The sequence below is a fragment of the Qipengyuania soli genome (assembly GCF_015529805.1).
Taxonomy (GTDB): Bacteria; Pseudomonadota; Alphaproteobacteria; order Sphingomonadales; family Sphingomonadaceae; genus Qipengyuania; species Qipengyuania soli.
Genome location: NZ_CP064654.1, coordinates 2,153,674 through 2,176,950, shown reverse-complemented (window position 1 = coordinate 2,176,950; position 23,277 = coordinate 2,153,674). Strand labels below are relative to the sequence as shown.

Genomic DNA, 23,277 nt, shown 5'->3' with positions numbered 1-23,277 from the left:
GAAAATATCGCGGGCGCAGTCAACTTGCCATTCACCGGTGCTATCCTACATTGGGTGGCACGAAAGGATTTGTGCGCATGAGCGACGAAAACCAGCCCGGACCCGAGAACAATGGGCCCAACCCATGGGTGAAGAGCCTGATGATCTGGGGCGGTATCTTCCTCGCCCTGCTGATGGTCGTCTCCGTTTTTGGCGGCAGCCAGTCTGCGGGCACGCCGATCCTTTATTCCGATTTCCGTGACAAGGTCGCCGCCGGAACGGTGAAGTCGGTCCAGATTTCCGAAAAGCAGATTGTCGGCGAATTGAAGAGCGGCGAGGCTTTCTCGACCGTTCCGGTAGCCAATGACGTGTCGCTGCCGCAGCTGCTCGAAGACAATGGCGTCAGCTATTCGGGCAAGAATGCGGATGAGGGCAACATGCTGCTCTACATCCTCGTCCAAACGCTGCCGTTCCTGCTGATCCTCGGCATTGCCTTCTTCGCCCTGCGCCAGGTCCAGAAGGGCGGCGGTGCTGGGGGCGCGATGGGCTTCGGCAAGTCCAAGGCCAAGCTGCTTACCGAACGCCAGGGCAAGGTGACCTTCGACGATGTCGCGGGCATCGATGAAGCACGCGAGGAGCTGGAGGAAATCGTCGAGTTCCTCAAGGACCCGCATCGCTTCTCCAAGCTTGGCGGCCAGATTCCCAAGGGCGCGCTGCTGGTCGGCTCGCCCGGTACCGGCAAGACACTGCTCGCCCGCGCGATTGCAGGCGAGGCCGGCGTGCCCTTTTTCACTATCTCGGGTTCTGACTTCGTCGAAATGTTCGTCGGCGTCGGCGCCAGCCGCGTGCGCGACATGTTTGAACAGGCCAAGAAGAACGCGCCCTGCATCGTCTTCATCGACGAGATCGACGCGGTCGGCCGCCACCGTGGCCACGGCCTCGGCAATTCGAACGACGAACGCGAGCAGACGCTGAACCAGCTGCTGGTCGAGATGGACGGTTTCGAGGCCAACGAAGGCATCATCATCATCGCGGCGACCAACCGACCCGACGTGCTCGACCCCGCGTTGCTGCGTCCGGGCCGCTTCGATCGCCAGGTCGTGGTCCCCGTGCCCGACATCGACGGGCGCGAGAAGATCCTCGCCGTGCACATGAAGAAGGTGCCGCTGGCGCCGGACGTGAACCCGCGTACCATTGCGCGCGGCACTCCGGGCTTCTCGGGTGCCGACCTTGCCAACCTCGTCAACGAGGCTGCCCTGTTGGCCGCGCGCCGCAACAAGCGCCTCGTCGCAATGCAGGAATTCGAGGACGCCAAGGACAAGGTCATGATGGGCGCCGAGCGCCGCTCCATGGTCATGACCGAGGACGAGAAGAAGATGACCGCCTATCACGAGGCCGGCCACGCGCTCGTCAGCATCAACGAACCCGCGTCCGATCCCATCCACAAGGCGACCATCATTCCGCGCGGCCGTGCGCTGGGCATGGTCATGCGTCTGCCGGAACGCGACAATTACTCGTACCACCGTGATAAGATGCATGCGAACCTGGCCGTTGCGATGGGTGGCCGTGTCGCCGAAGAAATCATCTTTGGGCACGACAAGGTGTCGAGTGGTGCGTCGGGCGATATCCAGTACGCGACCGACCTGGCGCGCAACATGGTCACCAAGTGGGGCATGTCCGACAAGCTCGGCCCGCTCCAGTACGAGGCGAGCCAGGAAGGCTACCTCGGCATGGGTTCGACCCAGCGGACCATGGCCGGTGCCGACACCAACAAGCTGATCGATTCCGAGATCAAGGACCTGGTTGAAGGCGGATTGAAGCGCGCGCAGGACATCCTGTCGAGCCAGGAGGACAAGCTCCACCTGCTAGCCCAGGCGCTGCTCGAATACGAAACGCTGACCGGCGAGGAAATCGACCAGCTGATGAAGGACGGCAAGATCGACCGGCCCGACGCCCCGCGTGGTCCGGTTTCGGTCAAGCCTGCCTCGGCAGTCGCGGTTCCCAAGGCCGGGCGCAAGTTCGGTGGCGAGGGCACCCCCCAAGGGGCCTGATCCAGTACCCAAACGATGGAAAGGGGCGTCCTCGCGGGCGCCCCTTTTTCGTTGTCGCTCAGAATACTCCGATGACCAGCAGTAGCTGCAGGAACAGCGAAAGCACGATCATCACGAATATGCTCAGTACGCACAGGCGCCAGAACGCCGAGAAGCGGGAGAGGCCGTAGGCTCCGCGCAACTGCTTGTAGATGTGCAGCGGCGGCACAAAGCCAACGAGTATGCCCCAGGTCCATTCAGGTGCTCCCATCTTCACCAGGACCGAGATAATGATGAAGAGCAAAGACATGAACGCGATCGAATAGGTCACAAAGATCGCGTGGTCATAGGCGCGGTACTTTCGGCGCCACAGGAATAGCAGTGACATGAAGGGAATGGACAGCGGGATCAGCAACCAACTGAATTTGTAACTGTTGCTCTGCAGCTTGTAGAGCATGAGGCCGGGGTTTGATTTCCATTTCTCCAGCCCCTTATCGATCCACGGCACGCCGATACCGTTGACCTTTACCCCGGACGCGACCTTTGTATCGACTACCAGCGACCGGGCTTTCTCCAGATCGGCCAGCTCTTCCTCGTACTTGTCGAGGCGGGCCTTGGCGTCGGCATAACGTTCGTTGTCCGGAGCCATCTTGGCCACCCGCTCCCGCTGCTCGACGGTCTTGGTCTTCGCTTCGGTATAGACGTGTTCGAGATCGGCCTTCAGCGCATCCGACGTGTGAATTTCGGTCGGCGCAGACAGGCCCACTGCCTGGAACACGGCGAACATAAGGAAGATCGAAAAGAGGAACAACGCCATCGGTGAAACGAAGCGCGCCCTTTCGCCCTCGACATAGCGGCGGGTCAGTTCGCCCGGCTTGAAGAAGAGCATGGGCAGCGTTTTCCACGTCTTGCCTTCGAAATGCAGTGCGCCGTGGAGCAGGTCGTGCATGAAGGCGCCCATGGTTCGGTGGAGATGGGCCTTCTGCCCGCATTCGTGGCAATGCGCGCCGATTAGCTGTGTCCCGCAATTGAGGCAGCTGCCCTCGGCAAAATGGCCCTTCTCGAGCGCGGGTTCGCCGGGAGAGCCGCCCTCCTTTCGCGAGACTGCTTTCGAAAACAGCCCGCCTTCAATCGCTGTGCCCAGTGCTTCGCCAAAATCGCTCATTGCGTCCCCCGTGTGAGGCCCCGCCATATAGAATGCGCGATTTGGGAGGCAATCGCCAGCTTGCCGTTCTTCCGCATGCTTGCGACAAGGCGTCATGGCCGCGCCGGACGACACAGCCCAATTGCTCGCGTTCCTCGCAATGGCGGGTGTTTTTGGTATCTTCGCCGCGATCGAATTCGTCTCGCCGGCGCGCCCGACAGTTCGCGGGCATCGCTGGGTCACCAACCTTGCCTTGTTCGCAATCGACACGATTGCAGTCAGATTGCTGGTACCACTCCTGATGGTCGGCGCCGCTGCTCTTGCGGCGGAGCGGGGCTGGGGTCTTCTGAACCTTGTTGGATTGCCGGATTGGGCCGGTATCGCCATGGCCGTCATCGCGCTGGACATGGCGCTCTACTGGCAGCACCGAGCGACCCATCGCGTCCCGCTGTTGTGGCGGCTGCACAAGGTCCACCATTCCGATCCGCAATTCGATGTCACCACGGCGGCACGATTCCACCCATTGGAGATCGTCGCGTCGATGCTCTACAAGATGGCCGTTGTCGTTGCGCTGGGTTTGCCGGCGCTGGGGGTCTTCGTCTTCGAGACGGTGTTCAACATCGCGACGCTGTTCACCCATGCGAACTTCGCACTGCCCAAGGCAGTGGAAGGTTCGGCTCGGACAGTTCTCGTCACACCCGGAATGCACCGCATCCACCATTCGGCGCTCCAGCGCGAGACCGACAGCAATTATGGAACACTGCTGTCTGGCTGGGATCGCCTCTTCGGGACCTATACCGACCGCGCTGCTTCAGGACCGGATGCGATCACCATCGGACTGGACGAATACCAGGACGTGCGGCCGCACAGGCTTGGCTGGACCCTGTTGCTTCCGTTTCGAAAATAGCCTGGCCGGAAATGAAAAACCCGCCCGGTGAGGGGCGGGTCTTCATTGATCTGCCGATGGCAAACGGATCAGCCGTCGTAGTCGCCGCCGATCGAGGTCGAACGGGTCGGAGCCGATGCGGTAATGCGCAGGGCTTCGGCCGACTGGCTCAGCGAGCCGACTTCATCCATCTCGTCGTCGTCGTCCGGCAGGATCTTCTGCAGGTTGGTGACGGCGGCTTCCTGAAGATCCTTGGGCTTGATCGTCTGCTCGGCGATTTCGCGCAGCGCGACGACCGGGTTCTTGTCGCGGTCGCGATCGACGGTCAGTTCCGCACCGCCCGAAATCTCACGCGCGCGCTGGGCAGCCAGCAGCACGAGATCGAAACGGTTGGGGACCTTGTCTACGCAATCTTCGACGGTAACGCGCGCCATTGGGCACTCCGATATATTCTAGAGAATCCGGGAAAGGCGGCGACATAGGTTTTGTGGGCCGGACAGTCAAGGATTTGCGCCGCAGCGCGGGGGCGCTAATGCTCGCACCGATGGGAGAGAGCGAGACCACGCCCGCAACTGCACCTTATGCCGACCCGCCACCCTTCGCGGTCGAGGCGCAGGGCCAGTCGCTCACCTTCTATCCGGCAGGAGCGGACCGGCGCGAAGCGTTGATGGAAATCGTCGCCTCAGCCAAGGAGCGGCTCGACATCTGCTTCTACATCTTCGCCGAGGACCGGGTGAGCGCGGAACTGCGTGATGCGCTGGCCGCAGCCGCGAGGCGTGGCGTCGCAGTGACGCTGATCATCGACCGTTTCGGGGCTTCCGCATCCGACGCCTTCCTCCAGCCGCTGGTCGATGCAGGCGGGCGGTTCTTCTGCTTCTCGCCGCGGATCGGCCTGAGATACCTCATCCGCAACCACCAGAAGATGGTCATCGCCGACGGCAAGCGTGCGCTGTTCGGCGGGTTCAACATCGAGGATAGCTATTTCGCCCCGCCGGAAGAGAACGGCTGGAACGACCTCGCCATCGGGATCGAGGGCGATGCGGTGGGAGGCCTTACCGACTGGTTCGAGCGCCTCGCCGACTGGACCGACGATAAGGATGCCCATTTCCGCGCCATTCGCGAAACGGTCGGCAAGTGGGAGTGGACCGCGCCCGAAGGCCATGCGCGCTGGCTGGTCGGTGGACCGACACGAGGTCTGTCGAGTTGGGCACGCAGCGTCACCCGTGATCTCGTCGATGGCGAGAAGCTCGACATCTTCATGGCCTACTTTTCGCCGCCCTACACACTCCTTCGGCGCATCGCGCGGGTGGCACGCAAGGGCCATACCCGCCTGCTGATGGCGGCCAAGAGCGACAATGGCGCAACGCTTGGAGCGACGCGCTCGCTCTACTCCTACCTGCTCAAGCGTGGGGCGAAGATCTGGGAGTTCAGCCCGTGCAAGCTGCACACGAAGCTGCTGGTGCTCGACGACGCGGTTTACATGGGCAGCGCCAATTTCGACATGCGCAGCCTTTATCTCAACCTCGAGATCATGCTGCGGATCGAGGACCGCGTGCTCGCCGACACGCTGCGCGAATATATCGGACGCCAGATTGCCGCGTCGGAGGAGATCACCCCTGAACTGCATCGCCAGCGGCGCACCGTGTTCAACCGCGTGCGCTGGTGGATGGGCTGGGTGCTGGTCTCGGTAATCGACTACACGGTGACGCGCAGGCTGAACCTGGGCATCTGACCTATTCGTAGTCGTCCGTGTAGCGGATATCGGGGCTGCTGAACTTGGTATACTCGCTGTGGAACAGCAGGGGCACGTTGCCGGTCGAACCATGGCGCTGCTTGGCAACAATCAGCGTGGCCTTGTTGACCAGTTCGAGATGCTTGGCCTCCCACTCGGCATATTTCATCCGCACGTCTTCCGACGAGGTTTCGTCCGGCGTGTCGGGCTTCAGCGCGTTGTGGTAGTATTCCGCTCGGTAGATGAACCATACCATGTCCGCGTCCTGCTCGATCGAGCCGGATTCGCGCAGGTCGGAAAGCTGGGGCCGCTTGTCTTCGCGGCTCTCGACCTGACGTGACAGCTGGGACAGCGCGATAACCGGAACATGAAGCTCCTTGGCCAGCGTTTTCAATCCGCGGCTGATCTCGGAGATTTCGTTGACGCGATTGTCGCTTGCGCGACCCGACCCCTGCAGCAGCTGAAGGTAGTCGACCACGACGAGGCCGATATCATGCCGCCGCTTCAACCGCCGCGCGCGGGTGCGCAGTGCGCCGATGGTTAGGGCCGGCGTGTCGTCGATGTAAAGCGGGAGGTCGGTCAGTTCCTGGCTGGCGAAGGACAGGCGCTGGAATTCGTCGCGCGACAGCTTGCCAGAACGCAGCTTCTCGCTCGAAATCTCCGCCTGTTCGGCAAGGATACGCGTTGCCAGCTGGTCGGCGCTCATTTCGAGGCTGAAAAACGCAACGCCTGCCCCGGGCGAATCCGCGCGGTCGATCCCGTCGCGCAGGTCGCGCATCAGGCGTGAGGCAGCGTTGAAGGCGATGTTGGTCGCCAGCGAGGTCTTGCCCATCGCCGGACGCCCCGCGAGGATCACGAGGTCGGAATTGTGCAGGCCGCTGGTCTTGTCGTTGATCGTGTCGAGGCCGGTGGTCTTGCCCGAAAAGCGCCCGCCCGAATTCATCGCAGCCTGGACCACCTGTAGCGCGCCGAAGGCCGCGGTGCGGAAACTCTGCGCCTCGCTGCCCGTCGTCGCCCCTTCGGCGACGCGGTAGAGATCGGCTTCTGCCTGCTCGATCTTCTTGAGCGGTTCGACCTCGTCCGAAGTGTCGAGTGCGCCCTCGACGAGGTTGCGGCCCACCGTCACCAGCTGGCGCAGCAGGGCGAGGTCGTAAATCTGTTCGGCCAGTTCGCGCGGGTGCAGCAGGCCCTGGCCGTCGGCGGTCAGCTGCGCGAGATAGGTCGTCCCGCCGAGCTGCTTGAGCGCCTCGTCGCTCTCGAAATAGGGCTTGAGCGTCACCGGCGTCGCCACCGAATTGCGCTCGATCAGCTTGAGGATGCGCTCGTAGATGCGCTGGTGGACCGGCTCGTGGAAATGCTCGACCATCAGCGGGGTGGTCAGTTCCTCGATCACCCGGTTGTCGATCAGCACCGCACCGAGATAGGCCGCTTCCGCCTCGAGGTTGGCGGGCAGCTGTACGCCTTTCGCCGCCTTGTCTGCAGTCGAATCATCGGCGGGGAAGAGAAGATCGGTGTCGGCCATCCACTCCCAATGCATGGCGCGGCGTGCCAGTGACAAGCGATTTGGCACGCTATTTTTCAATCGTCGCCTGTGGATAGTGGGGACACTGCGCCAAGCCCTTGCCGCACCCCGCCTATCTTGCGAAAGCAGCCTGAAGGCATGACCGATTCAACAAACTCCTCCGGCGACCATCGGATCGCGCATATCGAGCTCGATGAGGAGACGATCATCTGGCGCAATGCCGATATCGAACAGGAACGGCGCATCGCCATCTTCGACCTGATCGAGGAGAATACCTTCAAGCCGTTGCGTTCAGTCGAGCGTGGGGAGACCGGGCCATATAACCTTCGCCTGGCGGTGCGCGACGGCCGCCTGCTGATGACGATCTCCGATACCGAAGACCGGTTGCTGGAAGAACTGCTCCTCGGCCTGGCCCGTTTCCGGCGCCCGATCCGCGAGTATTTCGCCATCTGCGACAGCTATTACCAGGCCATCCGCAAGGCGACTCCGATGGAGATCGAGACGATCGACATGGCCCGCCGTGGGGTTCACAACCGCGCCGCGGAACTCCTGCTGGAGCGGCTCGAAGACAAGGTCGAAACCGACTTCGCAACCGCGCGCCGCCTTTTCACACTCATTTGCGTCCTGCATATCAAGGGCTGAAGGGGCGCATTTCATGGCACGCAAATCGACGAGGAAGCGCAAGGCCACGCGGCCACGGCAAGTCTCGCGCTCGGCCTTGATGGCGTTCTTCCTGCTGCTGGTGGCGCTGGTCGGAGCAGCCTATGCCTGGACGCAGGGGCGTAGCTGGCGACCCGACGAGGCTACCTGGCCGGACCAGGGTGCGCTGGTCGGAGCGGCGGATGGGCCGGTGTCCTTCGACACGCTTGCCGGGCTCGGCGCGCGTTTTGCCTATCTCGAGGCAAGTCGCGGCGCGAAGGGCAGGGATGCGGGCTTTGCGCAGAACTTTTCCAGGGCGCGCGATGCGGGGCTGGAGGTCGGGGCGGTCCACGTCTTCGACCCCTGTGCCGTGGCGGATGGGCAGTCGGCCAATTTCGTGACCATGGTGCCGCGCGACAGCGACCTGCTGCCACCCGTGATCCTGCTCGATCAGACAGCCGCCGATTGTCCTGAACGGGTGTCCGACGCTGCGGTGCAGAGCGAACTAATGACGCTGGTCAACCAGATCGAGGCGCATGCGGGCAAAGCCGTCATCCTTGCGCCGAGCGAGGCTTTCGAGGACGAATATGGCGTATCGCGCCGCATCGATCGCCAGCTATGGCTGGAGCGCAGCTGGTTCGAACCCGACTATGCCTCGCGCCCGTGGCTGATGTGGACCGCCAATCGCTGGTACAAGAGCGAGGCGGCCGACCGCCCGCTGCGCTGGGCGGTGGTGCGACCCTTGTGATGTTTCCTGGGACGAAGACGAAATGACCGACGAAGACCTGATCGCCGCCGCCCGCGCTGCCGCCGCCAAATCCTATTCGCCCTATTCGAACTTCGCGGTCGGCGCGGCGCTGCTGCTGCAGGACGGCAGCGTGGTGACGGGCACCAATGTCGAGAACGCAAGCTATGGCCTCGCGCTGTGCGCAGAGACCGTTGCCGTGGCCAAGATCCTCTCCGAAAACTGGGTCGGCGGTCTCGAAAAAGTCGCCGTAACCGGTCCCGGCGCCGACCCAATCACGCCCTGCGGCCGCTGCCGCCAGGTGCTCAACGAGCTGGCGCAGCTGGGCGGCACCGACCCGGATATCCTTTGTGTCGGACCGGACAGCGTGACCAAGGTCAGGCTTTCGGAACTCCTCCCCCACGCCTTCGGGCCAGCCAGCCTGGCATGATTGCCCGCCGCACAGCGCTCGGGACGATGGCCGGAGCGCTGGCGGGACTGGCGATGCCCGCCGCCGCTGCACCGCACGCGCCGCGCAAGCTGCCGCGCCTGCGAGAGGGCGATACCGTCGGCCTCGTCGCGCCCGCGACGGCGCTGACGCTACCCGACGAACTCGACCGCGCGGAATACTGGATGCGAGGCATGGGTCTCGTGCCCAAGCGCGGTGCGCATGTGACCGAACAGGACGGCTACCTCGCCGGGACCGATGAGGCGCGTGCCGCCGACCTCAATGCGATGTTCGCCGATCCCGACGTGCGCGCGATATTCGCCATTCGCGGCGGTTGGGGCGGGGCGCGCATCCTGCCGCTGCTCGACTGGGCGACGATCCGCGCCAATCCCAAGCTGCTGGTCGGCTACAGCGATACCAGTGCGCTGCACCTCGCCTTCGCGGCGCGGGCAGGGTTCCCGACGATCCACGGTCCCAACGCCGCGAGCCGCTGGGAAAAGGCGAGCTGGGAAAGTCTCTGGCACCTCGGGTTCGCCGGGGTGGCTCCGGTGCTCGGGGGCGAAGCGGTCGAAGTGGAAACCATGCGGGCCGGGCGGACGATCACGGCTGGGACGGCCAGGGGGCGGCTGCTCGGCGGCAATCTCACCATCCTTTCGACCCTGCTGGGAACGCCTTGGGTTCCGGACTTCGATGGTGCGATCCTGTTCGTCGAGGACGTCAATGAGGCGATCTACCGTGTCGACCGCATGCTCCAGCAACTGAAGCTTGCGGGCATCCTCGATCATGCGGCTGGCGTGGTTTTCGGCCAGTGTACGCACTGCAATCCGGACGATCCCGAGAGTGTCGGCTTCACTCTCGACGACGTGATCGACCATCACCTGCGCCCGCTTGGCATTCCCGCCTTTACCGGAGGCAACATCGGTCACGTCCGCAACCAGCTGTGTCTGCCGCACGGTGCCACGGTCGAACTCGATGCGGAGGCGCGGACTCTGCGCCTGCTCGAACCCATCGTCGCCTGAGGGCATTCGGGTCGCGCGTTAACCATTTTGCGAGCGTTAGTCGGCTATCGCGGCTGCGCTCAGGAGATGGTTTGAAATGAAGTTCATCAAGCTCGAATCGCGTGGCGGCAATTATCTCGTGGTGGCCAGCAACATCGCCTGGCTGCGTACCGCCGAAAACGGACAGACCAATGTCGGCATGGTCGGCGGCCAGCCGCTGCTGGTGACCGGCTCGATCGAAGAAGTCGCCGCGAAAATTCTCGAAGGTTGAACGAAAAATGCCGGGGTCGCCCCCGGCATCTCTCTTACTTGTCCTTGGCGTCGAGCCACTCGAGCAGAGCAGCGAGGCAATCGCGCGCCAGCATCTTGCAGCGCTCCGGGCTCCAGCCCTGTTCGGGCTCGGGCTTAGCCGGATTGTCCTTGTAAGGCATTTCCAGCGTCATCGCCGTCGCACCGAAGCGCTCGGCGACCTGGTTGGTGCTCATGGTTAGGTTGGCCTGGCCGGCGGCAGCCTTGGTGTAACCCTGCTCGGTCTGGAAGTCGGGCGTCCGGCGGTCGAGGATGCGTTCGTAGAGGTAGAAGCGCTCGCCCTGCGCCTCGGTCCAGCTCGGGATGCCTTCGTAGCCGGCGAGGAAAGCGACCGGGATCGCCTCGTCGCCATGCACGTCGATCGCGAAATCCACGCCGGTCTTGTCCATGGCATTGCGGATGGCGAGCACTTCGGGGCTCTTCTCCGGGGTCGGATTGGCCCACTCGCGGTTGAGGTTCACGCCTACTGCATTGGTCCGCAGGTGACCGCGGCGCGAGCCGTCGGGATTGGCGTTCGGCACGACATGGATGCGGCAGCGCTGGCGCAGTTCGCGGCCCACGCTGTCGCTGGGATCGGTCAGCACTTCGAGTGCGCCTTCCATCCACCATTCGGCCTGCGTCTCGCCCGGGTGCTGGCGGGCATAGAGCCAGACCTGGAAATCGCCTTCGCCCATGGTGAGGCAGTCGATCGGCTGGCCGTCGAGCGTGGTGCCGAGGTGCTTGTACTCGACGCCCTCCGAGGCAGCAGCCTCGGCGATGAGGTCGTGGTGGCGCTCCATCGAATAGGGCGCGAAATAGGCGAACCAGACGATGTCACTGGCAGGCGCATAGCGGATCGTCAGCGTTCCATTGTCCTCGTCCTTGTCGAAGCTCGAGGAGGCGCGGCCCCAGTAGTCGCGATCTTCCGAAACGCAGGCATCGTAGTCGGGCCAGCCGCCGGGATAGGCGCTGTCGTTGAGACCGGTGATCTTGAGTTCGAGCTCGCGACCGGCAGCGCCAGCGACGCGGAAATGGAACCACTGCGCGAATTCGCTCATGTGGTCCTTGCGTACGGCCAGCTTCGCCTTTGCCCCCGAGGTCGACAGCACTTCGATGTTGCCGCTGTCGAACTGGGTATCGATCCTGATATCGCTCACTCGCTAACCTTCACTTCTATCGTTTCGCCATTGTTGCCCGGAAACTCCCGGAACAGCGCGGAGGCGACCGTCTGGGCGTTCGCCTGCGTGCGCGCAAGGGGTGAATTCTCCGGCGGGCGGAAATCGGCGCGACCTTCCCACAGGCTCGCCTGCGTGGCCTTGTCGGTGATGCGGACGGTGAGCGTGGTGCCCAGCCGATCCTTCTCTCCTCCGCCAAGGTTGATGCCGATGCCAAGGCCCACGCCCGAGCCGTAGCTGCCGGTGGAACCGCCGACTCCGACGCTGACCGGGCTGCGCTTGCCGCCTGCGGCCAGCGTGTATTTTTCGACCGATACCTGCGCGACCTGGCTTGCGCCCGCACGATCGGCCTCGACGTAACCAAGCCGCTTGAGTTCTGCGGCAACTGCGGCCTTGTAGGGTGCCAGCGCAAGGGTATCGCCTTGCGAACCGGCGAGGCTCTCCACGAAGACCGTGCCTTGACCCAGCTGGCCGACACGTTCCGGCGCAACGAAGCGCGTGACCTCGACCGGGCCCGGCGGTGTAGCGCAGGCGCCAAGGGCGAGGGTGGCGGCCAGCGCCACGGCGGGAAGTGGATGTCTCATCTTGCGATCCTTTCGCGTCTCTCTCGTCGCACCACGGTATCCATGCAACGCATGGCGACCGTTTTGCGCTCCGGGACGCTTGGCGGCGCCCCTAGACAACTTGCCGTTACCAAATCGTATGCTACTCGGCGAGCCATGGACGAAAACGGCAAAGTCCCGGTGCTGGTCACCGGCGGGGCAGGGTATATCGGCAGCCACGCGGTCCTCGCCCTGCGCGATGCCGCCTGGAGCGTGGCAGTGATCGACAACTTGTCGACCGGCTTCGCCTTCGCCATTCCCGAAGGCGTCCCGCTCTATGAAGGCGACATCGCCGACGCCGACCTGTTGGCGCGCATTTTCCGCGAGCAGGGCACCAAGGCGATCATGCATTTTGCCGGCTCGATCGTGGTGCCGGAATCGGTCGAGAACCCGCTCAAGTATTACGACAACAACACGGTGAAGAGCCGCGCCCTGATCGAGGCGGCGGTGAAGGGCGGGGTGGACCACTTCATCTTCAGCTCGACCGCGGCGACCTATGGTGTGCCCGAAGTCGAGGCGGTGACAGAGGATACGCCCAAGGAGCCGATCAATCCGTACGGCTGGTCGAAGCTGATGACCGAGCGCATGCTCGCCGATGCTAGCGCGGCGCACGGCTTCAACTTCTGCGCCCTGCGCTATTTCAACGTTGCCGGGGCCGATCCCGACGGGCGCACGGGCCAGTCGACCGCAGGGGCGACGCACCTGATCAAGGTCGCCTGCGAGGCGGCGACTGGCAAGCGCGACCACGTGGCGGTATTCGGCACCGATTTCGACACGCGCGATGGCACCGGGGTGCGCGATTACATCCACGTGAGCGATCTTGCGGCCGCACACGTCCTCGCTCTCGAGGCACTGATCGAGCAACCGAAGTGTTCGTTGACGATGAACTGCGGCTACGGACGCGGTTTCTCGGTCCTCGAAGTCCTCGACGCGGTCGACCGAGTGACCAACCAGACGATCGTGCGCAGGATGGAGCCGCGCCGTGCGGGCGATCCGGGCCAGCTGATCTCCGATCCCTCGCGCATTCGCGCCACCTTGCCGTGGCAGCCGCGCTTTGCCGATCTCGACATCATCGTCAGCCACGCGCTGCAGTGGGAACGGCGACTTGCCGAAATGCGCGGAGACGGTTGACGGGAATCACCCTCGCCGCTAACGGGCGCGCTTGAATTTGCCGCGTCGGGGGCCCATCTCCGGCGCGTATTTATTTGACGAGAAGACCTATGAAGATCCGCAACAGCCTCAAGTCGCTCAAGGACCGCCACCGGGATTGCCGCGTGATCCGTCGCCGCGGGCGCACTTACGTCATCAACAAGACCAACCGCCGCTTCAAGGCCCGCCAGGGCTGATTCGGCGCGCCGCGCCCCGCGCGGTGCATGTCTTGCTGACCGGCCCGGCTCCGAAGGGAGTTCGGGCCGTTCGCGTTTGAGGTGACGGGAATGGCGATCCAGGCTGTCGTGTTCGATGTAGGCAAGGTCCTCTATCAGTGGGACCTTGCGCTCCTGATGCGCAAGGTCGAGAGCGACCCGGAGCGGCTGCGCGAGCTGGTCGAGGAGGTCGTTACCGTCGAATGGCACTCGCAGCACGATGCCGGCGTGCCGCTAGCGGAAATGGTTCCGGCCCGTATCGCCGAATATCCGCATCATGCAGAGGCGTTGCGTGCCTATGCGACGCGGTTCAACGAAACGATTCCGGGACCCGTGCCCGGCAGCCATGACCTTGTTTCGAGGCTCGATGCTCGCGGGGTGCCGATTTTCGGGATCACCAATTTCGGAGCCGAGTTCTGGGCCGAGTTCCGTCCGACAGCACCCGTCTTCGACGTGTTTCGCGACATCGTCGTTTCTGGCGAAGAGAAGCTGGCGAAACCCGATCCCGCAATATTCGAACTTGCAGAAAGGCGTTTCGGCCACCCCGCGAATGCCATGCTCTTCATCGATGACAGCCTCGCCAATGTGGAATCAGCCAAGGCCTGCGGCTGGCAGGTGCATCATTTTGCCGACGCGCAGACGCTGGAAGCCGACCTTGGGACGCGTGGGCTGATTTAAGCGCATGAAAAATGGGCCCTGGCATTGCTGCCAGAGCCCTGGAGGAATCCCACCGATGGAGAGGGGTGGGGGGTAAGTTCGTCAGGATCCGATCAGCCGTTGCACTTTGCAAGGTTATCGGCGGCCAGTTCTTCACCCTTGGCGGTGAAGCCGGCGATTTCGCCGTGTTCCTTCTGGAGTTCGCGGCACACGCGCAACGGACGCGAAGCGCCCTTTGCAGCGATGCAGGTATCGCCCTTGCAGCTCCACACGACACCGCCAGCGACGGTGGTGGTGGCCTTTTCGACGGGCTTGGCGAGCTGTGCGGTGTAGAACACCTGGTTGCCGGCGGCTTCTGCCGGGGCCGGCGCAACGGCAGCGCCGAAGGTCAGCGAGGTATATGCGAATGCGGCGACGATTGCGCCGATGTTGACCGAGCGGGGGAGAGTGATGGCCATGGGGAGGTCCTTTACGCTTGCAATTTTCTCAACAGGGCTTGCCATTCGTGCAATTGAGTTTCAAATAGCAACCAGTTGCGAATCGCTACCTATAAAACTAAGTTGCGCATTGCAACCCTTTCGTGGAAAAATTTTTTGGCATCGGCGATTTTCGCGCTAGATAGGTTTCTGGAAGAGGACTGAAAAAAATGGGCGACCTTCGCGAACCTTTGCGTGAACTGACCGAATGCGGCCTGCCGCAAGCTCTTGAAGTCATGGGCGAACGATGGAGCTTCATGATCCTTCGCGCCAGTTTCAACGGTTTGCACCATTTCGAGGAATTCCTCACCGAACTGGGAATCGCCCGCAATATTCTCTCCAATCGGCTCGCCAAACTGGTCGAACATGGCATTCTCAAGCGCGATCCCTGCGCCGAAGACCGTCGCAAAATCGAATATCGCCTGACCGAGAAGGGCTTCGATTTGCTCCCTGCCATGGTTGCGTTGCGCCAGTGGGGTCAGAAATACGGTTCCGAAGTTGTCGAAAACCCGGTTCTGGTCGATGAACGCGACCGTCTGCCCATCGGGCCGACCTCCATCCTCAGTCACGATGGCCGGATCCTCGGTCCTCAGGATCTCTGGCTCGTCGAGCGCAACAATCTTGGTATCCGCGCCGACGGCAGCCGCGCGACAGCAGAAGGTTCGCTCGCGAACGGCGATGTCGTTGACCTCGGTGCGATCCGCAAGGCCAAGGACGCGGCCTGATCAGCGCGAGTAGGGCGGGACAGCCGGTCTCACATCGTACGTTATCCTGATCCGTACCCATTCCCCGACTTGGGGACGCCCACCTATCTGCGGCGGACGCACCTTGAATTGCCAGGCCGCGGCCAGAACCGCTCGCCCCATGTTCGAGCCTTGCGGCCCCTCGGACACCAGCACGCAATTCTCCACGCGATACTGCGGTGCGGTCTGGCAGTTGATCAAGGCATATCCTGGACCAGAAGCCGTCGACAGGTAGCCCTGCAATTCCTGGTCGGTCGGCTCGCGGTACCAGCGCGCGGCGTAAAGTGGTTCGCCATTGGGTCCGCTTCCGGCAATGCGTTGCGAGTCACCGGGGCGCGCAGTGTCGACAGGACCATAGGGTTGCGCGCCGACGATAGGCCTGGAGGGCTGAGCCCGCGAAATGTCGAGCGATCGCATGCTGTCGGGGGAAACCGCGATCAGCGCCGGGACGGGCGTTTGGCGGGCGTCCGTCGGTTGCTGGACCGGCTCTTCTTCCTGCGGGGGCTGCGGGGCCTGGGAAGCAGGGGAATCTTCTGCAGGATATGACCTGGCTTCGGATGGCTCGTCTTCTTCAGCGGGATTCTCGCTCATGGTCACGGTAACCAGAGAATCGCTCATTGGCACCGGTTCGCGGTTCACGATGCCCAGCGACAGCAGCAACAGAACCAAGAGGGCCTCGATGCCTACGGCGAGTGAAAGGCCCACCGCCTTGCGCCGCCACTCCGGATCGAGACCGGCGTACCGCTCGCGACACCAGTCAGCCAGGCGCAAACGCCTGTCTTCGTCGCGACTCCGAGATTGGGGGGAATGCATTCGCGCTTCAAATAGCCGCGCAAGAGTGACGTCACAATCGCCCATGGCTGCGTGACGTCATCGTTAAAGCGATCTCAATACGTCGCTGCCACCAGAGAGGGAATTCCCGATTCCCATTGGTACAGCCGGACCCCGCGACACGTGATCGACATCGAAATCCAGAACGAGACGCACCAGACGGTCTTCCGTATCAAGGTGGTCACCGTGCCGCGCATTGGCGAAGGTATCCGCTTGCAGGAACCCACCGGCTCGTGGGCGTCCTACGACATCCTCGACGTCTGGTATCAGAAGGCCGACTATGGCGATGTCTGGATGCCCTATATCCACGTGCGCATGACGCCCGACGAGTTGAAGGCGGTGGAGATGGCCAAGTCGAATCCCATGGTCGATCGCAGCCAGGCCATGCCGATCGAGGAATTCCTCAAGAAGTTCGAGGGCGACCGCGAGCACGAGACGGTCAAGCTCAACCTCGACCTGACCGAGGACCACTGACTTCAGGCGCGCGGCGCATGCCTGCGGTAGCTGAGTGCTTCGGCGATGTGAATGCGACCGACCGTTTCCATTCCCGCAAGGTCGGCGATCGTGCGCGCGACGCGCAGCATCCGCGTGTAGCCGCGGGCCGACAGGCGCATCGCGCTCGCCGCCTGCATCAGTAGCTGGCGGCCAGGCTCGTCGGGCGTCGCGAACTTCTCTAGAGCATCGCCCTGCAGGTCGGCATTGGTTCGCGCGCGCGTTTGCTCCGCGCGCCCGGTCTGAATCGCGCGCGCCTTGAGCACCCGGGCGGCTACCTCCGCGCTCCCTTCGGCAGGCGGGGGCAGAGCGAGGTCCATGGCACTCACCGGATCGACCTCCACATGCAGGTCGATCCGGTCGAGCATCGGACCGGACACCTTGCTCTGGTAGTCGGCGGCGCATCGCGGCGCACGGCTGCACGCCAGCGCCGCATCCCCCAGGTGCCCGCAACGGCACGGATTCATCGCAGCGACCAGCTGGACGTTGGCGGGAAATGTCACGTGAGCATTGGCACGCGCGACGTCGACCTTCCCGGTTTCGAGCGGCTGGCGCAGCGAATCGAGCACCGCGCGCTGGAATTCGGGCAGTTCGTCGAGGAACAGCACGCCGAGATGCGCGAGGCTTACCTCTCCCGGCTTCACTCGCAATCCGCCGCCGGTCAGTGCAGCCATGCTCGCCGAATGATGCGGCGCGCGGAACGGCCGCGCACGGCTGATCCGGCCATCCTCGAGCGTCCCCGCAACCGACTGGACCATGCTGACTTCGAGCGCTTCGGGCGGGGTTAGTGGCGGGAGGATGCCGGGAAGGCAGCTGGCCAGCAGCGACTTGCCCGCACCCGGAGGGCCGACCATCAGCAGATTGTGTCCGCCAGCCGCAGCGATCTCGAGCGCACGCTTGGCGGTTTCCTGGCCTTTCACCTGCTTCAGGTCGGGCCCGATGCCCGGCTCGTCAACCAACCCCGGCTCGGGATCGGGCAGGCGCTGCGTGCCCTTGAGGTGATTGAGCAGGCTCGTAAGGTCCGGGGCGGCGCAGACCGGGATGTCGCTCGCCCACCGCGCTTCGGAACCCTGGGCCCTGGGGCAGATGAGCCCGACATCGGCCTCGCTGGCATGGATCGCCGCCAAGAGCACGCCCGGTGACGGCACGATCCGCGCATCGAGGGCGAGTTCGCCTACGGCTATCCAGTCGCACAACTGTTCGGCATCGGTGACCCCCATCGCGGCCAGCAGGGCGAGTGCGATGGGCAGGTCGTAGTGCGAACCCTCCTTGGGCAGGTCGGCGGGCGACAGGTTGATGGTGATCCGTTTGGGCGGAAGGGCGAGGCCCATTCCGGCGAGCGCGGCGCGGACGCGTTCCTTGCTCTCCCCCACCGCCTTGTCTGCCAGACCGACGATATTGAAGTTCGGCAGTCCCGGCGCGACCGAGCATTGCACCTCTACCCCGCGGGCTTCCAGCCCGAGGTAAGCGACCGTTTTGACCAGTGCGACCAGCGTTAACCCCCAACCCCGTATTCATACGTGGCGATGGCTGCAAACACCTGATTTGTCGAGAGGAACAGCCTCCGCATCGGTGGAGAAGGGATGCCGTTAACCCCGCTTTAGGCACGTGCCTTTGGAAGCTGGCAAGATGCCGGGGAGCAATCCTGCCGAATGCTTCGAATAGCCAGCCTTGTCTGCTCGGTTTTCGGCCTCGCGCTTGCCGCTCCGGCGAGCGCGCAGTCGCTGAGCATCATGACTGTGCCGGTGGTACTGGCTGCGCAACCGCTGGCCCAGTTGGCCGTGGAGGATGCGCGCCGGATCGGGGTGGTTCGCGATACGGCGGGTGCCGATTTCACGAACCTGCGCTTCGCCATTCCGGGTCGAAGCGAATTCGCACCTGTTCCCGCCACCGCCCGTCCGGCGGTCGATCGCAGTTTTCGCGATTATCGGCGGGGCATCGCCCGCTTCGGTCCCTTCCTCGTCCTCGATTCGCGTCGAGTCGCGCTGGTTGACGAGACGGGGCACGACACGCCCGCCGTCTTTGCCGCCATGCGCCGTGCCTTTCCCGACCTGGTCCAGGTCGACATGGTCGAGTGCCCGGGTACGCGCGACGACAAGGCCAACATGGAACTCGGACGGATGATCCGTGCCGCGCATATGGTCACGCACGTCCCGCCGATCGGTTCGGTCCGGTCCGGCGCGGTAGAGTTGTTCCTCGCCGGTGTTGAGCGCGACATTGCCGACGGGGCAGAGTTCGCGGTGCATAGCTGGATGGACGAATACGGACGCGAAGCTGGCGATTTCGGCGAAAACGCACCAGAGAACCTCAAGTACATCTCTTATTATCGCGAGATGGGAATGGGCGAGCGGCAGGCGCGCGCATTCTACGCCTTTACCAACTCGGTGCCCCATGCCGAGGCACTGTGGCTCGAGGCGCAGGACATGCGCCGCTGGGCTGCGCCCGCTCCGGCACAGGCGGTGGTGGAACCGCCCGCACAGCAGGCACCCAAACTGGCCTATTCCGACATGACTTTCTCTTGACGTAGCGGGCGCGCTTCCTTATGCGCGCGCCATTCAAGCGGTCACCCCGCCCGGGTGGCCCTTTTTGTTGGTGGCGTCTCGCGCCGCCGGAACCAGAAGATTTTTGTAGGACACTTCCGATGAAGCGGACTTTCCAGCCCTCGAACCTCGTGCGCCAGCGTCGCCACGGTTTCTTCGCGCGCAAGGCGACCCCGGGTGGCCGCAAGGTGCTTCGCGCCCGTCGCGCCCGCGGCCGCAAGAAGCTTTGCGCCTGAGCTGATTCGCTGCGCTTGTGCGCGGCGATCGACGGACGAATGCGAGCGGGCTCCCATCGGGGGCCCGTTTTGCGTATCTGGCATCCATGCACCCGAGCCTATCCGTGATCCGCAAGCGCAGCGACTTCCTCGCCGCGAATCGGGGCCTCAGGGTCGCGCGACCGGGATTCGTGCTGCTCGCCAACCCGAACGGCGGGAAGGGCAAGCGCTTCGGGATCACTGTGACGAAGAAAATCGGCAACGCCGTCGTGCGCAACCGGATGAAGCGACGCTTCCGCGAATTGCTGTGGGCAGCGCTGCCCGAGCAAGGGTTGCCGGATCACGATCACATCCTGATCGGGCGCGAGGGCGGGGTAGAACGCGATTTCGCCACGCTGAAGGACGAACTGTCCGCAGCGCTCGCCCGTGCGAGCGAGGGCAAGGGCGATCGCCCGCGTCCGCCTCGCCACCAGAGGAGCCGCCGCGCATGAAGCATGTCTTTATCTTCATCGCCCGCCTGTGGCAGTGGGGTCCCAGCCGGATCCTGCCGCCCAGTTGCCGCTATGCGCCCTCGTGCAGCCAGTACGCGATCGAGGCACTGGGAAAATATGGCGCGATCAAGGGTGGATGGTTGGCGACTAAGCGTATAATGCGCTGCCACCCTTGGGGCGGACACGGCCATGACCCGGTGCCATAGCGCCGGTGTATTGAAAGCCTGATACACCTTCCCACATTACGATTTTCGATTGAACTAGACGGGACCGACCTTGGAAAACCAGCGCAACCTGATCCTGGCCATCGCGCTTTCATTCCTGCTCCTCATCGGGTGGGACTATGCGATGAACTACTTCTACCCCCAGCCCGAGCAGGCGCTGGTAGAGGACAAGGCCGACACTCCCAGCGAGCAGGCGGCCACCGCCAAGACCCAGCACACCCGCACCGGCGGGCTCGTCGACCCGACGCTGCAGGCGCTCGAGAAGGCGGATCTCAAGACCGCGCTTTCCTCGCCCGACCGCGTGAAGATCGATGGGCCGCGCGTGGCCGGGTCGATCAACCTCAAGGGCGGCGTGGTCGATGACATCGTGCTCAAGGACCACATGGAAGGCACCGGCAAGGATAGCGAACCGGTTCGCATCTTCTCCCCCAACGGCACGCCCGCGCAGCAGTTCGCCCAGTTCGGCTGGGTCGGCTCCAACCTCAAGGTACCCGGTCCCCAGACCGTCTGGACCGCCGACGGCAAGGTGCTGACCAAGGAAGCGCCGGTCACCCTGACCTGGGACAATGGCGAAGGGCTGACCTACGCCATCCGCTATTCGATCGATGACAACTACATGCTCACCGCCGCGCAGTCGGTGTCCAACGGCGGTACCAATCCGGTGGTCCTCCAGCCGTTCGGCCTGGTCAACCGCACCAGCAAGACTGCCAGCCAGGACATCTGGATCGCGCATTCGGGCCCGATGGGCGTGTTCGGCGACACCGCCGATTACGACATCGATTATTCCACGCTCGACGAGGACAAGAAGGTCACTCCCGAAGGACGCACGCGCTGGGCGGGATTCACCGACATCTACTGGCTTTCGGCGCTTGTCCCGCAGGACGGCCTTGCGCCCGAAACCACTTTCCGCGCCATGGGCAACGAGACCTATCGCGCCGACATGATCTACGAACCGGTCACCGTTCCTGCCGGCAAGAAGCTCACCACCACCTCGCGGCTCTATGCCGGTGCGAAGGAAAGCGTGGTGCTCGACCAGTATCAGAATGCGGGGATCGAGAAGTTCGGCTTCGCCATCGAGTGGGGCTGGTTCCGCTGGTTCGAAAAGCCGATGCTGTGGCTGTTGCGGACGCTGTTCGAAGCGGTCGGCAACTTCGGCATCGCCATCATCCTGCTGACCGTGATCGTGCGCGGCCTGATGTTCCCGATCGCCCAGAAGGGCTTCGCCTCTATGGCTTCGATGAAGGCCATCCAGCCGAAGATGAAGGCGATCCAGGAGAAGTACAAGGACGACAAGCAGAAGCAGCAGATGGAGATCATGGAGCTCTACAAGCGCGAGAAGGTAAACCCGGTCGCGGGCTGCCTTCCCATGCTGCTGCAGATCCCGGTCTTCTTCGCGCTCTACAAGGTGCTCGTGCTAGGCATCGAGATGCGCCACCAGAAGTTCCTCTGGATCAGCGACCTTTCGGCGCCCGATCCGGCGAACCTTGCCGCGCTGCTCTCGATCGGCGGGATCACCGTGCCGAGCTGGCTGATGATGATCTTCGGCCTCGGCGTGCTGGGCGTGCTGCTCGGCGTGACGATGTGGCTGACCTTCAAGCTCAACCCCAGCGCGATGGACCCCGTGCAGCAGCAGATCTTCAACATCATGCCCTGGGTGCTGATGTTCGTCATGGCTCCGTTCGCGGCGGGCCTGCTGCTCTACTGGGTCACCTCGAACATCCTGACGCTGGCACAGCAGAAGTACCTTTATTCCAAGCATCCGCAGCTCAAGGCCGCGGCTGACGAGGAAAAGGCTGCAAAGGCCAGGGAAGCGGCCAAGGCAGGCTGATGGACGAGGAAGAGCTCCTCACGCTCGAAAAGCGGGCGAACAAGCTGTTCTCGGGCCGGGTGGAGTTTCTTCTCTCGGCTCCGCAGCTCAAATTCCTCCCCGAGCCCGACGTGCCGGAAATCGCGTTCTGCGGACGCTCCAACGTCGGCAAGAGCTCGCTGCTCAACGCGCTCACGGGGCGCAAGGCCATCGCACGCGCCTCAGTGACGCCAGGCCGCACGCAGGAACTGAACTTTTTCGAGGTCGGCGACCCCACCCTGTTCCGCCTCGTCGACATGCCCGGCTACGGCTTTGCCAAGGCACCGGTGAAGGTTGTCGAGAAATGGAAGGAACTGGTCCGCACTTACTTGCGTGGCCGCCCAGCGCTTGCCCGCACGCTGGTGCTGGTCGATGCGCGACACGGCCCCAAGGACGTCGACCGCGAGATGATGAAGATGCTCGACCAGGCGGCTGTCGGCTACCGCGTCGTGCTGACCAAGGCCGACAAGATGAAGGCGAGCGAGCTGGAAAAGGTCGTTGCTGCGACCGAGGCCGAGGCGCGCAAGCACGTCGCCGCCTATCCCGAGGTGCACGTCACCTCGAGCGAGAAGGGCATGGGCATCGGCGCTTTGCGGGCGGCTGTGCTGGCGGACGCCGGGGTCTGAAGACATAGGCTCATTCGAGCGATATGGAGCCAGGATGTCCCGGCTGCTCCTGTTCAACAAACCTTTCGGCGTCCTGTCTCAGTTCACTGACCGCGGATCGCCGACGATGCGCGCGACATTGTCGGACTTCATTGCGGTGAAGGGCGTCTACCCAGCCGGGAGGCTCGATCGGGACAGCGAGGGACTACTGCTGCTTACGGACGACGGGCGGCTGCAGGCGCGCATTGCCGATCCGCGGTTCAAGCTGCCGAAGACCTACCTCGTACAGGTCGAAGGCGATCCGCAGGAACCGGAACTGGAGCGTTTGCGGCAAGGCGTCCGTCTCAAGGACGGCATGACACTGCCGGCAGAGGTCGCATGCATCGACGCACCGGATCTGTGGCCACGCGATCCGCCGATACGCCAGCGCAAGTCCATTCCCGATAGCTGGCTCAAGATCACCGTCCGCGAAGGGCGTAACCGGCAGGTGCGGCGTATGACGGCGGCTGTTGGGCTGCCCACCCTGAGGCTGGTGCGCTGGTCGATCGGTGACTGGACGGTCGAAGGGATCGCGCCGGGACAATTCGAGGAAATTTTCGTCTAGGCGCAACCGCAGGCTCGTCTAA

28 protein-coding genes are annotated in these 23,277 nt (G+C 63.6%); 20 read left to right on the top strand and 8 right to left on the bottom strand.

Annotated features, from left to right (window positions below):
- The first annotated feature begins 77 nt into the window (after positions 1–77).
- Positions 78–2,030 carry an ATP-dependent zinc metalloprotease FtsH gene (gene ftsH, locus IRL76_RS10875; protein WP_200981359.1) on the top strand — a complete coding sequence of 651 codons (1,953 nt, stop codon included), beginning with the start codon at positions 78–80 and terminating at the stop codon, positions 2,028–2,030.
- 58 nt (positions 2,031–2,088) lie between these two features.
- On the opposite strand, the gene IRL76_RS10870 is transcribed toward ftsH, so the two are convergent.
- A complete protein-coding gene (locus tag IRL76_RS10870) occupies positions 2,089–3,174 on the bottom strand; it encodes a DUF3667 domain-containing protein (RefSeq protein WP_200981358.1) in 1,086 nt (361 codons plus the stop codon).
- Positions 3,175–3,268: 94 nt separating this feature from the next.
- On the opposite strand from IRL76_RS10870, the gene IRL76_RS10865 reads away from it, so the two are divergent.
- Complete coding sequence (locus tag IRL76_RS10865; protein WP_200981357.1) at positions 3,269–4,060, top strand: sterol desaturase family protein; 792 nt, start codon at positions 3,269–3,271, stop codon at positions 4,058–4,060.
- Between the two features lie 68 nt (positions 4,061–4,128).
- On the opposite strand, the gene rpoZ is transcribed toward IRL76_RS10865, so the two are convergent.
- Entirely contained in the window at positions 4,129–4,473 is a 345-nt protein-coding gene (rpoZ, locus tag IRL76_RS10860; protein WP_200981356.1) for a DNA-directed RNA polymerase subunit omega, read from the bottom strand.
- 110 nt (positions 4,474–4,583) lie between these two features.
- Here rpoZ and IRL76_RS10855 point away from each other — a divergent pair, with 110 nt between their 5' ends.
- Entirely contained in the window at positions 4,584–5,771 is a 1,188-nt protein-coding gene (locus IRL76_RS10855; protein ID WP_200981355.1) for a phospholipase D-like domain-containing protein, read from the top strand.
- 1 nt (position 5,772) lies between these two features.
- On the opposite strand, the gene IRL76_RS10850 is transcribed toward IRL76_RS10855, so the two are convergent.
- A complete protein-coding gene (locus tag IRL76_RS10850; RefSeq protein ID WP_200981354.1) occupies positions 5,773–7,293 on the bottom strand; it encodes a replicative DNA helicase in 1,521 nt (506 codons plus the stop codon).
- A gap of 138 nt (positions 7,294–7,431) precedes the next feature.
- On the opposite strand from IRL76_RS10850, the gene IRL76_RS10845 reads away from it, so the two are divergent.
- The 5 genes from IRL76_RS10845 (at position 7,432) to IRL76_RS10825 (ending at position 10,373) form a co-directional block, all read left to right on the top strand.
- Positions 7,432–7,935 carry a UPF0262 family protein gene (locus IRL76_RS10845; protein ID WP_200981353.1) on the top strand — a complete coding sequence of 168 codons (504 nt, stop codon included), beginning with the start codon at positions 7,432–7,434 and terminating at the stop codon, positions 7,933–7,935.
- A gap of 13 nt (positions 7,936–7,948) precedes the next feature.
- Complete coding sequence (locus IRL76_RS10840; RefSeq protein WP_200981352.1) at positions 7,949–8,680, top strand: glycoside hydrolase family 25 protein; 732 nt, start codon at positions 7,949–7,951, stop codon at positions 8,678–8,680.
- Between the two features lie 22 nt (positions 8,681–8,702).
- Positions 8,703–9,107 (top strand): cytidine deaminase, encoded by a 405-nt coding sequence (gene cdd / locus IRL76_RS10835; RefSeq protein ID WP_200981351.1) that lies wholly within the window; start codon positions 8,703–8,705, stop codon positions 9,105–9,107.
- Complete coding sequence (locus tag IRL76_RS10830) at positions 9,104–10,123, top strand: S66 peptidase family protein (RefSeq protein ID WP_200981350.1); 1,020 nt, start codon at positions 9,104–9,106, stop codon at positions 10,121–10,123. The genes cdd and IRL76_RS10830 overlap by 4 nt, the downstream gene beginning before the upstream one ends.
- Before the next feature lie 76 nt (positions 10,124–10,199).
- The gene (locus tag IRL76_RS10825) at positions 10,200–10,373 is read left to right on the top strand and encodes a hypothetical protein (RefSeq protein WP_200981349.1); all 174 of its coding nucleotides are present in this window, start codon (positions 10,200–10,202) and stop codon (positions 10,371–10,373) included.
- Positions 10,374–10,407: 34 nt separating this feature from the next.
- Here IRL76_RS10825 and IRL76_RS10820 read toward each other — a convergent pair whose 3' ends face one another.
- Positions 10,408–11,547 (bottom strand): M14 family metallopeptidase, encoded by a 1,140-nt coding sequence (locus IRL76_RS10820; protein WP_200981348.1) that lies wholly within the window; start codon positions 11,545–11,547, stop codon positions 10,408–10,410.
- The gene (locus IRL76_RS10815) at positions 11,544–12,149 is read right to left on the bottom strand and encodes a DUF4136 domain-containing protein (RefSeq protein ID WP_200981347.1); all 606 of its coding nucleotides are present in this window, start codon (positions 12,147–12,149) and stop codon (positions 11,544–11,546) included. Before IRL76_RS10815 ends, IRL76_RS10820 begins: the two co-directional genes overlap by 4 nt.
- A gap of 135 nt (positions 12,150–12,284) precedes the next feature.
- On the opposite strand from IRL76_RS10815, the gene galE reads away from it, so the two are divergent.
- From galE to IRL76_RS10800, 3 genes are all read left to right on the top strand, one after another.
- Positions 12,285–13,298 (top strand): UDP-glucose 4-epimerase GalE, encoded by a 1,014-nt coding sequence (galE, locus tag IRL76_RS10810; RefSeq protein WP_200981346.1) that lies wholly within the window; start codon positions 12,285–12,287, stop codon positions 13,296–13,298.
- An 89-nt stretch (positions 13,299–13,387) separates the two neighbouring features.
- Complete coding sequence (gene ykgO, locus IRL76_RS10805) at positions 13,388–13,513, top strand: type B 50S ribosomal protein L36 (RefSeq protein WP_029941846.1); 126 nt, start codon at positions 13,388–13,390, stop codon at positions 13,511–13,513.
- A gap of 90 nt (positions 13,514–13,603) precedes the next feature.
- The gene (locus IRL76_RS10800; protein ID WP_200981345.1) at positions 13,604–14,209 is read left to right on the top strand and encodes an HAD family hydrolase; all 606 of its coding nucleotides are present in this window, start codon (positions 13,604–13,606) and stop codon (positions 14,207–14,209) included.
- Positions 14,210–14,301: 92 nt separating this feature from the next.
- On the opposite strand, the gene IRL76_RS10795 is transcribed toward IRL76_RS10800, so the two are convergent.
- Positions 14,302–14,646 (bottom strand): DUF8200 family protein, encoded by a 345-nt coding sequence (locus IRL76_RS10795; protein WP_200981344.1) that lies wholly within the window; start codon positions 14,644–14,646, stop codon positions 14,302–14,304.
- A gap of 188 nt (positions 14,647–14,834) precedes the next feature.
- Here IRL76_RS10795 and IRL76_RS10790 point away from each other — a divergent pair, with 188 nt between their 5' ends.
- Positions 14,835–15,389 (top strand): winged helix-turn-helix transcriptional regulator, encoded by a 555-nt coding sequence (locus tag IRL76_RS10790; RefSeq protein WP_200981343.1) that lies wholly within the window; start codon positions 14,835–14,837, stop codon positions 15,387–15,389.
- Here IRL76_RS10790 and IRL76_RS10785 read toward each other — a convergent pair whose 3' ends face one another.
- Complete coding sequence (locus tag IRL76_RS10785; protein WP_246449703.1) at positions 15,390–16,220, bottom strand: hypothetical protein; 831 nt, start codon at positions 16,218–16,220, stop codon at positions 15,390–15,392. It abuts the gene before it with no gap.
- A 141-nt stretch (positions 16,221–16,361) separates the two neighbouring features.
- Between IRL76_RS10785 and IRL76_RS10780 the strand changes: the two genes are divergently transcribed.
- Positions 16,362–16,712 (top strand): hypothetical protein, encoded by a 351-nt coding sequence (locus IRL76_RS10780; protein ID WP_200981342.1) that lies wholly within the window; start codon positions 16,362–16,364, stop codon positions 16,710–16,712.
- Positions 16,713–16,714: 2 nt separating this feature from the next.
- On the opposite strand, the gene IRL76_RS10775 is transcribed toward IRL76_RS10780, so the two are convergent.
- A complete protein-coding gene (locus IRL76_RS10775) occupies positions 16,715–18,223 on the bottom strand; it encodes a YifB family Mg chelatase-like AAA ATPase (protein WP_200984288.1) in 1,509 nt (502 codons plus the stop codon).
- Between the two features lie 159 nt (positions 18,224–18,382).
- On the opposite strand from IRL76_RS10775, the gene IRL76_RS10770 reads away from it, so the two are divergent.
- The 7 genes from IRL76_RS10770 to IRL76_RS10740 all read left to right on the top strand — a co-directional run bounded on the left by IRL76_RS10770 (position 18,383) and on the right by IRL76_RS10740 (position 23,255).
- The gene (locus IRL76_RS10770) at positions 18,383–19,252 is read left to right on the top strand and encodes an alpha/beta hydrolase (RefSeq protein WP_200981341.1); all 870 of its coding nucleotides are present in this window, start codon (positions 18,383–18,385) and stop codon (positions 19,250–19,252) included.
- Between the two features lie 119 nt (positions 19,253–19,371).
- Positions 19,372–19,506, top strand: a complete 135-nt coding sequence (gene rpmH, locus IRL76_RS10765; protein WP_200981340.1) for a 50S ribosomal protein L34 — start codon at positions 19,372–19,374, stop codon at positions 19,504–19,506.
- A gap of 86 nt (positions 19,507–19,592) precedes the next feature.
- On the top strand, positions 19,593–19,976 hold the full coding sequence (gene rnpA, locus IRL76_RS10760; protein ID WP_200981339.1) for a ribonuclease P protein component: 384 nt from the start codon (positions 19,593–19,595) through the stop codon (positions 19,974–19,976).
- Entirely contained in the window at positions 19,973–20,182 is a 210-nt protein-coding gene (yidD, locus tag IRL76_RS10755; protein WP_200981338.1) for a membrane protein insertion efficiency factor YidD, read from the top strand. The genes rnpA and yidD overlap by 4 nt, the downstream gene beginning before the upstream one ends.
- 70 nt (positions 20,183–20,252) lie before the next feature.
- A complete protein-coding gene (yidC, locus tag IRL76_RS10750) occupies positions 20,253–22,028 on the top strand; it encodes a membrane protein insertase YidC (RefSeq protein ID WP_200981337.1) in 1,776 nt (591 codons plus the stop codon).
- Entirely contained in the window at positions 22,028–22,672 is a 645-nt protein-coding gene (gene yihA / locus IRL76_RS10745; RefSeq protein ID WP_200981336.1) for a ribosome biogenesis GTP-binding protein YihA/YsxC, read from the top strand. The genes yidC and yihA overlap by 1 nt, the downstream gene beginning before the upstream one ends.
- Positions 22,673–22,706: 34 nt before the next feature.
- Positions 22,707–23,255, top strand: coding sequence for a pseudouridine synthase (locus IRL76_RS10740; RefSeq protein ID WP_200981335.1), 549 nt, complete (start codon positions 22,707–22,709; stop codon positions 23,253–23,255).
- Positions 23,256–23,277 lie beyond the last annotated feature (22 nt).